Origin of the sequence: Martelella alba (assembly GCF_006516955.1) — a bacterium.
GTDB lineage: Bacteria > Pseudomonadota > Alphaproteobacteria > Rhizobiales > Rhizobiaceae > Martelella > Martelella alba.
On record NZ_VHLG01000010.1, the window covers coordinates 20760 to 32800 of the forward strand.

10 protein-coding genes are annotated in these 12041 nt (G+C 59.4%); 6 read left to right on the forward strand and 4 right to left on the reverse strand.

Features of this window, described 5'->3' with window-relative positions:
- Nucleotides 1–29: 29 nt before the first annotated feature.
- The 6 genes from FJU08_RS14495 (at nt 30) to araD (ending at nt 7577) form a co-directional block, all read left to right on the forward strand.
- Nucleotides 30–1544: a sugar ABC transporter ATP-binding protein gene (locus FJU08_RS14495; RefSeq protein ID WP_141149741.1), complete on the forward strand. Its 1515-nt coding sequence runs from the start codon at nt 30–32 to the stop codon at nt 1542–1544.
- Nucleotides 1544–2581, forward strand: coding sequence for an ABC transporter permease (locus FJU08_RS14500; RefSeq protein ID WP_141149742.1), 1038 nt, complete (start codon nt 1544–1546; stop codon nt 2579–2581). Before FJU08_RS14495 ends, FJU08_RS14500 begins: the two co-directional genes overlap by 1 nt.
- Nucleotides 2578–3549, forward strand: a complete 972-nt coding sequence (gene yjfF, locus FJU08_RS14505) for a galactofuranose ABC transporter, permease protein YjfF (RefSeq protein ID WP_141149743.1) — start codon at nt 2578–2580, stop codon at nt 3547–3549. Before FJU08_RS14500 ends, yjfF begins: the two co-directional genes overlap by 4 nt.
- Before the next feature lie 85 nt (nt 3550–3634).
- A complete protein-coding gene (locus FJU08_RS14510; protein WP_141149744.1) occupies nt 3635–5314 on the forward strand; it encodes a ribulokinase in 1680 nt (559 codons plus the stop codon).
- A 45-nt stretch (nt 5315–5359) separates the two neighbouring features.
- On the forward strand, nt 5360–6868 hold the full coding sequence (gene araA / locus FJU08_RS14515) for an L-arabinose isomerase (protein WP_141149745.1): 1509 nt from the start codon (nt 5360–5362) through the stop codon (nt 6866–6868).
- Between the two features lie 10 nt (nt 6869–6878).
- On the forward strand, nt 6879–7577 hold the full coding sequence (gene araD, locus FJU08_RS14520; protein ID WP_141149746.1) for an L-ribulose-5-phosphate 4-epimerase AraD: 699 nt from the start codon (nt 6879–6881) through the stop codon (nt 7575–7577).
- A 239-nt stretch (nt 7578–7816) separates the two neighbouring features.
- Here the strand turns inward: araD and FJU08_RS14525 are convergent, their stop codons facing one another.
- Genes FJU08_RS14525 through FJU08_RS14540 form a run of 4 tightly spaced genes read right to left on the reverse strand, consistent with a single transcriptional unit; the run spans nt 7817 to nt 11833 of the window.
- On the reverse strand, nt 7817–9019 hold the full coding sequence (locus tag FJU08_RS14525) for an ABC transporter permease (RefSeq protein ID WP_141149747.1): 1203 nt from the start codon (nt 9017–9019) through the stop codon (nt 7817–7819).
- A 2-nt stretch (nt 9020–9021) separates the two neighbouring features.
- Nucleotides 9022–10164 (reverse strand): ABC transporter permease, encoded by a 1143-nt coding sequence (locus tag FJU08_RS14530; protein ID WP_141149929.1) that lies wholly within the window; start codon nt 10162–10164, stop codon nt 9022–9024.
- On the reverse strand, nt 10164–10871 hold the full coding sequence (locus tag FJU08_RS14535; RefSeq protein WP_141149748.1) for an ABC transporter ATP-binding protein: 708 nt from the start codon (nt 10869–10871) through the stop codon (nt 10164–10166). The genes FJU08_RS14530 and FJU08_RS14535 overlap by 1 nt, the downstream gene beginning before the upstream one ends.
- Nucleotides 10868–11833: an efflux RND transporter periplasmic adaptor subunit gene (locus tag FJU08_RS14540; RefSeq protein WP_235890727.1), complete on the reverse strand. Its 966-nt coding sequence runs from the start codon at nt 11831–11833 to the stop codon at nt 10868–10870. Before FJU08_RS14540 ends, FJU08_RS14535 begins: the two co-directional genes overlap by 4 nt.
- Between the last annotated feature and the right edge of the window lie 208 nt (nt 11834–12041).

The window sequence follows — 12041 nt, forward strand, 5'->3', positions numbered from 1 at the left end:
GCCTTGCGCCCGAACCGGGGTGAAGTGAAATGCTACTGGAAATTCAATCTCTGACGAAAACCTTTCTGGGCATGACGGCACTCGATCACGTCAATTTCGAGCTGGTTGCAGGAGAGGTCCACGCGCTTTTGGGTGAAAATGGCGCCGGTAAGTCGACGCTGATCAAATGCCTGACCGGCGCCTATCACCGCGATGCCGGATCCGTCACGCTCAATGGCGAGCCGATCTCACCGCGCTCCACGTCGGAAGCGCAGGAACTGGGCATCGGAACCGTCTATCAGGAGGTTAACCTCCTTCCCAATCTGACCGTCGCGCAGAATCTGACCTTTGGCCGCGAGCCGCGCCGTTTCGGTGTGATCGATAACCGCGCCATGAAGATCGAAGCGCTGAAAATGCTTGAAGGCTACGGCCTTGATATTGATGTCAGTCGCGATCTCGGCAGCTATTCCGTCGCGGTACAGCAGATTATCGCCATTGCTCGCGCCGTGGCGCTTTCCGGCAAGGTGTTGATCCTTGACGAGCCTACGGCCAGTCTCGATACCCGCGAAGTGCGCATGCTTTTTGATGTTGTGCGCCGGCTGCGCGATGAGGGGTTGGGCATTATTTTTGTCTCCCACTTTCTCGATCAGGTCTTTGAACTGACGGACCGGATCACGGTTCTGCGCAATGGTCGCAAGATCGTCACCGAGAAGACGGCCGATCTCGACCGGGTCCGGCTGATTTCGCATATGCTTGGCCGTGAGCTGGAAGGCGAGGAAGGCGAGGGCGCAAGGCGGCCAACGGAAGGCCGGGTCGGTGCGGAACCGATCCTGACCATGCGTGGTCTCGGTCGCAAGAATGTGGTCGAACCCTTTGATCTCGATGTTCACAAGGGCGAAGTTGTCGGCCTTGCCGGGCTTTTGGGCTCCGGGCGAACCGAAACCGCACAGCTGGTTTTCGGCGTGCGCCATGCCCAGACCGGCACGATTTCGGATCAGAAGGGGCCGCTGAAAATCACAAGCCCGCGTGACGCGATCGCTGCCGGTTTCGGCTTTGCCCCGGAAGATCGCAAGACCGACGGCATTATCGCCGATCTTTCGATCCGTGAGAATATCGCGCTGGCCATGCAGGCCAGACGCGGCTGGGCGCGGCCGATCCCGCGCGCAGAACAGGACCGGATTGTCGCCGACTATATCGAAAAACTCGATATCAGGACGTCAGGTCCGGAGAAACCGATCGGCGAACTGTCCGGCGGCAACCAGCAAAAGGTGGTGCTGGCGCGCTGGCTGGCGATGAACCCGCGCTTTCTCATTCTCGATGAGCCGACGCGCGGCATCGATGTCGGCGCGCATGCGGAAATTCTGCATCTGATCCAGGAAATCACCGCCGAGGGCATGTCTATCCTGGTGATCTCGTCCGAGCTTGACGAACTGATCGCGGTTGCCGACCGGGTGATCGTGGTGCGCGATCGCGCCCATGTTGCCGAACTGGTCGGCGAAGAGATCGTCTCCGACAATATCGTCCGGGCGATTGCCACCTCGAAGAAACAAGAGGAGGTCGCGTGATGCCGCAGGGAATCAAGCGGGTCTTGCCGCAACTTGTCACGCTGGCCTTTCTGGTGGCACTGGTTTCGGTGTTCTTTCCGGCCTTTTTGCAGGTCGATTATTCCTCCGGCCGCTTTGTCGGTCCGGTCATTGATGTGCTGAAACGGGCAGCACCCGTGGCACTCCTGTCCATAGGCATGACACTGGTGGTCGCTACCAAGGGCATCGACCTTTCGGTCGGTACGGTGATTGCCATTACCGGCGCGGTTGCCGCTGCCACGCTGACGGCGGGCTACGGCATTCCGGCCGCGATCTTCATGGCGCTGGTCGCCGGGCTGATTGCCGGACTTTTCAACGGCACGCTGGTTGCCTTTATCGGCATTCAGCCGATTGTTGCGACGCTGATCCTGATGATCTCGGGACGCGGCATCGCCCAGCTGATCACCGAGGGCCGGATCCTCACCTTCAACGCGCCGGGTTTTGCCTGGCTCGGCTCCGGCGCTCTGTTCGGCATTCCGGTGCCAACCGTGATCTGGTTCCTGGCTGCCGTGATTGCCATTCTGGTCATGCGGCGCACCGCGCTTGGTCTTCTGGTCGAAGCCGTCGGCGTCAACATGAAGGCGGCCTCGCTTGCCGGCGTCAATGCGCGGGTGCTGCTGATCGCCGTTTATATGGCGTCAGGCCTTTGCGCTGCCGTTGCCGGCATCATCACCGCAGCCGATATTCGCGGGGCGGATGCCAATAATGCGGGCCTCTGGCTTGAACTCGATGCGGTTCTGGCAACCGTCATTGGCGGCAATTCGCTGCTTGGCGGCCGGTTCTCGATATCGGCTTCCGTCATTGGCGCACTGATCATCCAGACCATTGATACCGGCATTCTGCTGGCGGGCTTTCCGTCTGAATATAATCTGGTCATCAAGGCGGCGCTGGTGGTCATTATTCTGGTTATGCAGTCACCCAATATCGTTGGTGACCTGAAATTCTTCCGTCAGGATTTCTTCCGTCGCGGTGCATCTGCCACGACGAATGATCCGGCTGTTCGCAGGGGGGCAAAATGAAAAATCCGCGTCTTTATCCGCTGTTTGCCACCATCGCGATTTTCGTCGTTGCCTATGCGATCTGCTACACGCAATTCCCGACCATGCTGTCGACCCGTGTTGTCGGCAATCTGCTCACCGATAATGCCTATCTTGGCATTGTTGCCGTCGGCATGACGGTGGTGATCCTGTCAGGCGGTATTGACCTCTCGGTCGGTTCGGTGATTGCCTTTTCCGGGGTCTTCATCGCGGTTCTGCTGCGTGATACCGGACTGCATCCGCTGATCGTCTTTGCCATGCTGCTGGTGGTCACCACCGCTTTCGGTGCGGCGATGGGCTTTTTGATCCATAAACTTGCCATGCCGGCCTTTATCGTCACGCTGGCCGGCATGTTTCTGGCGCGCGGCGTTGCCTATATGATGACGATCGATTCCATTCCGATTGCCGATCCCTTCTTCAAGGCATTGCAGAAGACCTATTGGATTATGCCGGGCAAGGGGCGGCTGACGCTGATCGGCATCATCATGCTGCTTGCCTTTGTCATCGGCCATATCGTCGCCCACAAGACCCGCTTCGGCGCCTCCATCTTCGCCATTGGCGGCGGTGAGCAGACGGCCAAGCTGATGGGCGCAAAGGTAGGCCAGACGACGATCGCCATCTATGCCTTTTCCGGTTTCATGGCCGGGCTCGGCGGCATTGTTTTCGCCATCTATACCGGTTCGGGCTATCCGCTGGCCACCGTCGGCACGGAACTGTCGGCGATTGCCACCGTTGTCATCGGCGGAACGCTGCTGACGGGTGGCGCCGGCTATGTTTTTGGCACGCTGTTCGGCGTGTTGACCATGGGGTTGATCCAGACTTACATCGTCTTTGACGGGACGCTTTCGAGCTGGTGGACCAAGATGGCAATCGGCATTCTCCTTCTTCTCTTCATCTTGCTGCAGAAGGGGCTCCTCAAGCTGACCGTGGCGCGCAGCGCTCCGGCCTGATCTGATCACAAAGACCATCGGCGTGGTCAACGCGCCGATGGTGTCTACAACCCATAAAAACAGTCCCAGCAGGGAGTACACCGCAATGTCCAGGGCCAATAAAGCCTTTTCGATCGGCCTTGATTATGGCACGAATTCCGTTCGCGCCCTCGTCGTCGGCTGTGATGATGGCTTCGAATACGGAACCCATGTGTTCAATTATCCAAGCGGCGATCAGGGCGTGCTGCTCGATCCGGCAAATCCGCTTCTCGCCCGCCAGAGCCCGGCCGATTATCTCGCCGGTCTTGAAGCAAGTGTGAAGGGGGCACTTGCTGCCGCGTCAAGCCATCCCGATTTTTCGCCGGAGCGCGTGGTCGGTATCGGCGTTGATACGACGGGGTCGAGCCCGCTGCCGGTGGATGCTGAAAACCGTGCGCTCGCCATGGATCCGCGTTTCACCGACAATCTCAACGCCTATTGCTGGCTGTGGAAGGACCACACCTCATGGCGCGAGGCCGGCAGGATCACCGAGCTTGGCAAAGCGGAACGGCCGCAATATCTCGCCATGGTCGGCGATACCTATTCGTCGGAATGGTGGTGGTCGAAAATCTGGCACTGCCTCAATGTCGATCCGGCTGTCTTCGATGCCGCTGCGTCCTGGGTGGAAATTGCCGACTGGATCCCGGCCGTGCTTTCCGGCGTCGAAAAGCCCGCCGATATTCGCCGCGGTGTCTGTGCTGCCGGTCACAAGGGGCTCTATAATCCGAAATGGGGCGGGCTTCCCGACAAGGAATTCCTCGCAATGCTCGATCCGAAGATCGCCAGATTGCGCGACCGGCTTTACGAGACGGCGCAGGATATCGCCACACCTGCCGGGTCGCTTTCGGCTGACTGGGCGGAAAAGCTCGGCCTGCCGGAAGGGATCATGATTGCCACCGGTGCTTTCGACAATCATCTGGGCTCGATCGGCTGTGGCATTCGCGAAGGCATGCTGGTCAAGGTCATCGGCACGTCCACCTGCGACTGCGCCGTGGTGCCGCCGTCGAGCGGGACGGACACGATCCCGGGTCTCTGCGGCATTGTCGAGGGCTCGATCCTGCCCGGCTATTTCGGTATCGAGGCGGGCCAGTCTGCCGTCGGTGATATTTTCAAATGGTGGGTTGAACGCGTCTGCAAGGGCGATGCCTCGCTGCATGCCGAGCTGACGGAAGAGGCAACCGCCATGAAGCCGGGTCAGAGCGGGCTGATTGCGCTTGACTGGAACAATGGCAATCGCACCATTCTCGTTGACCAGCGGTTGACCGGTCTGATCATGGGGCAGACGCTCTACACCACGCGTTCGGAAATCTACCGCGCGCTGGTGGAGGCAACCGCCTTTGGTGCCCGCGCCATCGTCGAGCGGATGACCGATTTCGGGGTGCCGATCAATGAGGTGGTCTGCGCCGGCGGCATTGCCGAGAAAAATCCGATGCTGATGCAGATCTATGCCGATGTGATGAACCGCTCGATGCTGGTGACCCGCTCGGCCCAGACCTGCGCGCTGGGTGCGGCTGTGGCTGCCGCCTCGGTTGCCGGTGTTCATGACACACTGGCAGAAACCACGGCAGCAATGACGGGACTGAAGGATATCCGCTACGATCCGATCCCGGAAAATGTCGCCGTCTACGAGAAACTCTACGGGCTCTACATCACGCTGCATGACGGCTTTGGCGGCGTCACCCGCGATGCCGATTTCTCCACCGTGATGAAGGAACTCATCGATATTCGCGACGAAGCCAGGGCGTAACGCCCGGCCGTCGGCAAGCATTTGAAGTTTTGAAAGGGAATGATCATGCTCGGCTTGAAGCCTGTCAAAATCTGGTTCGTCTGCGGCTCGCAGCACCTTTATGGCCCGGAAACCCTGGCTCAGGTGGATCAGCAGCTGGCGAAGATTACCGACTATCTGTCGAAGGAAGCCGGTCTGCCGCTTGAAATCGTCACCCAGCCGGTGGCCAAATCCACCGCCGAGGTGACGGATCTGTGCATCCGCGCCAATGCCGATCCGGAATGCGGCGGACTGATCTTGTGGATGCACACCTTCTCGCCGGCCAAGATGTGGATCCGCGGCCTGTCGCAGCTCACCAAACCCTTCATGCATCTCCATACCCAATTTGCCCGCGAATTGCCGTGGGATACGATCGATATGGATTACATGAACCTCAACCAGTCCGCCCATGGTGACCGCGAGGCCGGTTTCATCCATTCGCGCCTGAGGCTTGGCCGCAAGGTTGTTGTCGGCCACTGGACCGACCCGGATGTTCACGCCCGCATTGATGCCTGGATGCGCGCCGCACGTGCCTGGCACGACTGGCAGGGCGGTCGCTTCTGCCGCTTCGGCGACAATATGCGCGAGGTTGCGGTGACGGAAGGCGACAAGGTCGCCGCCGAAATGGCCTTCGGCTTTTCGGTTTCCGGTTACGGCATCATGGATCTGGTCGACGTGATGTCCGGCATCGCTGACAGCGATGTTGCAGCGCTCGCCGCCGAATATGAGACGATCTATGATGTGATGCCGGTGCTGAAGAAAGGCGGCGACAAGCATCATTCGCTACTGCATGCCGCCCGCCAGGAACTGGCGCTCAAGGCCTTCTTCGCCGAAGGCGGCTTCAAGGGCTTCACCGACACATTTGAGGATCTGCACGGCGTTGAGCAGCTGCCGGGCATTGCCTCGCAGCGGATGATGGCGGCCGGTTTCGGTTTTGCCGGTGAGGGCGACTGGAAGACGGTGGCGCTGGTGCGTGCGCTGAAGGTGATGGGCCATGGCCTGTCCGGCGCCACCTCCTTCATGGAGGATTATACCTATCACATGGTCCCCGGCGCCGAGCAGGTGCTCGGCTCGCATATGCTGGAAGTTTGCCCGACGATCGCTGCCGACAAGCCCAAGGTGGAAATCCATCCGCTCGGCATTGGCGGCAAGGCTGACCCCGTCCGTCTGGTGTTCGATTCCCGTCTTGGTGACGCGGTTTCGGCGAGCCTGATGGATATGGGCAACCGTTTCCGCCTGCTGGTCAATGAGGTGACGACAGTCGAACATCCCGCTCTGCCGAACCTGCCGGTGGCCAGTGCGGTCTGGGAATGCAAGCCGGATTTCAAGACGGCGCTGCAGTCCTGGATCCTTGCCGGCGGCGCGCATCACACCGCCTTCTCCTTCGATGTCACCACCGAAATGCTGGAAGACTTTGCCACCATGGCCGGTATCGAGCTGGCGGTGATCAATGCCGACACGACGATCCCGCAATTCAAGCAGGACCTGATGACCAACGAAGTCTACTGGCATATCGCCAAGGGCTTCAGGTCTTAAGGAGGGGCGGATGTCTGTATACAAGGAGATCCGGCGCGAGGCCTATGAAGCCAATATCGCGCTGCCGAAACACGGGCTGATTAACCTGACCTTCGGCAATGCCAGTGCGGCGGATCGTGACCGCGCCGTTTTCGCCATCAAGCCGAGCGGTGTCGATTACGACGAACTGTCGCCCGATAACATGGTGGTGGTCGATTTCGAGGGCAAGATCGTCGAGGGGAATATGCGCCCCTCGTCGGACACGCCGACCCATCGCTGCCTGCTGATGGCATTTGAGAGTATCGGTGGTGTGGTGCATACCCATTCCAGCCATGCCACCGCCTTTGCCCAGGCGGGCAGGCCGATCCCGAATTTCGGCACAACCCATGCGGATTATTTCTACGGCGAAATTCCGGTGACCCGGAAAATGACTGCCGAAGAAATCGCCAGCGCCTATGAATGGGAAACCGGCAATGTCATCCTTGAGCGCTTCAAGGGGCTCGATCCGCTGGATTTCCCGGGCGTTCTGGTCAATCGCCACGCGCCTTTCACATGGGGTAAATCGGTGGCCAAGGCGGTTGAAGTCGCGGTTGCCGTCGAATGCATCGCCCATATGGCGATGATGTCGATGCAGCTGAACCCCGGCCTGCAGCATATCGAGCAGGAATTGCTGGACAAGCATTTCCTCAGAAAGCACGGCAAGAACGCCTATTACGGCCAGCCGGGCTGAATGGTGTTTTTGAGGCTGTTTCAGGCGGGCGCGACTTCGGTTTCGCCCGCCTGTTCATTTGCGCCGCGTTGGTGACGACGGAATAATGATGCGGCTAACGCCAGTACGCAAAATTCTAGACGATCTTTCCGCAGTGAGCCTGCATAGGATCTACAGCGGGGCATTGCAGATCTAGACGGAGCAGCGATATTCCTTCGAAAGGTAGAGAGTTTGCCACCTCATTTCTGATAGCCGCTATATCAGGCTCTGGCGCGCAGAGCTTTTACGAGGGGCAGCCGGGTGGCGGAGAAGGCGGGAATTAAGCCTCCGATCATGCCAATTGCAAGTCCCAACAGGCCAGCCGTCAACATCACATGCGCATTCACAGCAAGCTGGAAAGCCATGTTGACATTGTTGGCACCGATCGTGCTGGCGCGCCAACCGTTGAACAGGAGCCATGATGCGGCAAGACCGATCGTGACACCGGCTGCGGCAAGCACAATGGCCTCGACCCAGGTCGCGACAAAGGCCGACAGGCGGCTGAACCCGAGCGCACGCACCGTAGCGATTTCGACCGTTCGGTCGGATACTGAACTCATCATCGTGGTGAATGCGCCGGCGGTTGCGCCAAGGGCCATAAGCAGTGCAAGCGGCCATCCGAACAGCCGGATGAGATTGGCTGTTCTGGACGACTGCCCGGCATATAGATCAGCCTCGGACAGGATGACCAGAGGCGTTGCGGTGATGCCGTCCAACGCGGTTTTGAGTTTGGTGATCCCATCCCCGTTTATAAGACGCAGACGCAAACTCTGCACCTGGCCTTGTTTGTCGAAGGTCGAACGGACGGCATCGAGATCCGCCCACAACTCGGACTCAAAGGCGCTGCCATGCGCTGAAAAATGCCCGACCACCGTCCAATCCACCGCACCCAGCCGCACCTTGCTGCCGATTGCGAGGGTCGTAAATTCCGACGCGATCCTGTCTCCGACGACGATTTCGCGGCTGCCAGACGCGGGAAGGCGACCGGCCGTCAGGGCGATCCCGTCGCGAAGAGACAAACCGGCCGGGTCCATGCCGCGCAAGGCCAGGACTTTCGCGCTGTTGGCCCCGTCTTGCCGCATGTCCACTGGCACGACAATTTCGCGCGACATGACCAGATTGCCAGCCGCATCCCGCTGGACTTCAAGATGGTTTGACATTGCCTCGATGGTGCGGATCACATCCGCCGGAATATCGGAACCGTTCTCCTGATTGGTTCCGCCGCCGAGAATGACCGCGACAGAAGGAGAACCCGTAACGTTCAGCGCATTTTCAAATCCTGCTGCCATAGACAGGAAACCGGTGAGCGTGCAGACGACGAGTGTCACGGAAAGCGCCATGGAAATGGCGAGTGGAAAACGTCGCGGCAGGCTCAGCAGGTTGACTTTGACCATCGCGGATATCTGTTTCAGCTTGGACATCATCTCTATCTCACTCTGAATGCTGTGGTGATGGGAATACGCATGGCGTTGATGGCGGGGATCAGTCCGGTCGCCAAGCCTAGGGAAGCGGCAATCGCAACGCCCTTCGCAAACACCGCGAAGGAAAAGACGAGACCCAATGCTGGTCCGCTGAAAACGGTGCCTAGTTTTGCCAGTATGAAGCCGAGCGCGCTGCCTGCGGCAAAGATGACAAGGGTTTCGGAAAGGACGAGCATCAAAATCCGAGCGCTAGAAAAGCCAAGAGTTTTGAGGACACCGATCTCGAAACTCCGCTCGCGCACGGCAAAAGCCATGGCATTGATGATGATCATGATGAGAGTGATGAAGGCCGCGCCGGTAACCAGATGTATGATCAATCCAATATCGGCATACTGACGCAGGAAGGCTTCGAGAAATTGCTTTTCCGACTGGGTCCGCGTTGGCGTAGCCGAATTGGCAAACAGCGCGTCGATTTTGGCAGCGAGTATGCCGGGTGATACACCCGCTGCAGGCCGCACCGCGAAAACATCGACCGTATCTTTGCCCGCCGCCCGGGAAGCGTTGATATAGGAATAGTTGGCGAGGATGAAATAGGTGTCGGTGCTGGCATTTTCGCCGTCAAAGATGCCGGCAATCTCAAACGGCCAGTTCCGTCCGCCGTCCTTTCTGGCTACCTGGAAGGCGGTGAGGGTGATGTGCTGCCCGACAGTCCAGCCTTGCGCCTTCGCCAGCGCCCGGCCGACGAGAACCTTGTCCCCTGTGTCTGAGAGCGCGGAAACCAGTTCAGGCGTCAGGCCAAGCTCCTTGCCGCTGACCTTGAATATTGTTTCAGGGTCCGCGGCGCTGACGGCGACACCATTCTTTTCTATCTCCACAAAGCCGCGCAGGCGGGTCGCATAGCTGACAGCCGCGACGCCGGGCGCAGAGGCAATCCGCGTCAGATATGCCATTGGCAAAGGCTGGGTGAGCCCTGCGGCATTCTTCACACCGAGAAGGTTGTCGCTTGCGCCAGCGCTGCCTTGCGTACCGGCGAGAAAACTGCCCGTCAGGCTGTAGATCAGGAAGGCGACAGCGACGCAGAAGATCAGCATCGCTGTGCGCATGGGCTTGCGCCATGCATTCTTTCTGGCAAGGCTGAGGAAACGCATCACGCAGCCCTCGTTTCTTCGACGAACGCGCCCTTGTCGAGATGCAGCGTCCGGCGAGAATAAAGGGCTGCGCGGGGATCGTGGGTGACCATGACGATGGTCTTTCCCAGCTCTCGGTTCAGAAGGCGCAGCATGTCCAGAACATCGTCTGCGGATTTGCGATCGAGATCGCCGGTCGGCTCGTCGCAGAGCAGCAACGCCGGATCGGCGGCAATCGCACGCGCAATGCCGACCCGCTGCTGCTGGCCACCCGACATCAGGGAGGGATATTGCTTTTCACGGCCTGCAAGACCGAGAAGATCGAGAACCGTGGCCACGCGCGCGCTGCGCTGCGCAGCGGAAATCGGCTTCAGCAGCAAAGGCAGCTCAACATTTTCTGCCGCCGTCAGCATCGGCAGGAGATTGTAGAATTGGAAAACGATGCCCATGTTGTGAGCCCGCCATGCCGAGCGCGCTGCTTCACCCAGCCGGTCTAACCTGGCGTTGCCGATGCGAATTGCGCCCGCGTCGGGAGCTTCAATACCGGCCAGCATGTTGAGCAGCGTCGATTTACCCGATCCGGACGGACCCATGATGGCGACAAAATCACCGCGTGGGATATCCATGTCGAGATTGGCAAAGATTGGGATCATCTCGCCGCCGATGGCGTATGCTTTCCGCACGGCCTTTAGCGAAATATAGGGGTTTTCCCGGTTTGCGAGTGTCATGGCGTCAGTTCTCCCGATGCGGATTTGGATTGTGGAATTGTGATACGAATGCGCGCCGCCATCTGAGGCCGGATGCCATCCGGTGGATTGATCAGCGACAGGCGGAGCCCGATCGTGCCTTTCTCCAGCGAAGCGACGGGCGCAATTTTCTGCAGTTCAACAGGAAAGGGGTGATCAGGAAGCCCGTCGAGCACGGCTTCACCGGCAAGGCCGGACCGAAGACGGTCGAGATTTGCTTCCGCGACATCGGCGTCAATCACCATGCTGGTGGTATCGGCAATCGTCAGGAGGCTCTGGCTTTCGCGAACGCTGTCGGCGCGGGCAAGCACCCTGTCGCCAAGATGGGCATTAAGCTGTGTGACCGTTCCGGCGAAAGGTGCGCGCACAACCAGCGCTTCGATATGCTGCCTTGCCTTTTCCACAGCAAGATCGGCCTGCCGGATCGCTTGTGTGGCTTGGTCAACGACGTTTTGCGCCGTACGCCAGGCGATTTCGGCCTCCTCAAGCTCCTTTGCGGAAACGACATTGCCCTTTGCCAGCAGCCTGTAGCGGTTGAGCGAAGCCGACGCCTCTTCCAGCGCGATTTTCTTGCCCCTCAGAGTGATCACGTCCGAGACCCTGGCGGCCTCGGCCTGTTCCAGCGACAGATGGGCGGTGGCATTATCGATCGTGACAAGGATCTGGCCAGCGATGACCCGATCGCCGACTTCGACCGAGATCCCCGTTACCGTTCCCTCATATTTGGAGTAGACGACCGTTGAGCGCGGGGCGACGACAAAGCCGGAGCCGGCAATCTCGCCTGTCGCCGGCGGCTGTATTCTTTGTTGGGTTGCTGCATCAGCATTCTTCGCTGAGGAAGAGGGGCCGGTCTCATTTTCCTGGCCGTGCGTGATCGCCGTCGAAGGTTGCTGACTGGTAAGCGCCAGTCTGATGTGATCGACCAGGTCCGGCTGTTCTACCATGGCGCCCGCCGCGATGAGGGCGAAGAGCGGAATTGCGGTGAGCCACCATAAGTGTTTGCGGCGTTGTGGAGGCGCTTGCGGAGGTGGTTCCAGCGAGAGGGACCGGAGTGTCTCCGCAAGTTTGCGGTCTTGCTCGTTGAGTGTGTTCATGCCGGCACTATCGCCGGCTCAGATGCCCAATCTCGACCTTGAACGCGATAGCGGACGT

Coding starts and splice junctions, on each gene's coding strand:
- FJU08_RS14495 (WP_141149741.1), top strand. CDS start 30: ATGCTACTGGAAATTCAATCTCTGACGAAAACCTTTCTGGGCATGACG.
- FJU08_RS14500 (WP_141149742.1), top strand. CDS start 1,544: ATGCCGCAGGGAATCAAGCGGGTCTTGCCGCAACTTGTCACGCTGGCC.
- yjfF (WP_141149743.1), top strand. CDS start 2,578: ATGAAAAATCCGCGTCTTTATCCGCTGTTTGCCACCATCGCGATTTTC.
- FJU08_RS14510 (WP_141149744.1), top strand. CDS start 3,635: ATGTCCAGGGCCAATAAAGCCTTTTCGATCGGCCTTGATTATGGCACG.
- araA (WP_141149745.1), top strand. CDS start 5,360: ATGCTCGGCTTGAAGCCTGTCAAAATCTGGTTCGTCTGCGGCTCGCAG.
- araD (WP_141149746.1), top strand. CDS start 6,879: ATGTCTGTATACAAGGAGATCCGGCGCGAGGCCTATGAAGCCAATATC.
- FJU08_RS14525 (WP_141149747.1), bottom strand. CDS start 9,019: ATGATGTCCAAGCTGAAACAGATATCCGCGATGGTCAAAGTCAACCTG.
- FJU08_RS14530 (WP_141149929.1), bottom strand. CDS start 10,164: ATGCGTTTCCTCAGCCTTGCCAGAAAGAATGCATGGCGCAAGCCCATG.
- FJU08_RS14535 (WP_141149748.1), bottom strand. CDS start 10,871: ATGACACTCGCAAACCGGGAAAACCCCTATATTTCGCTAAAGGCCGTG.
- FJU08_RS14540 (WP_235890727.1), bottom strand. CDS start 11,833: ATGGTAGAACAGCCGGACCTGGTCGATCACATCAGACTGGCGCTTACC.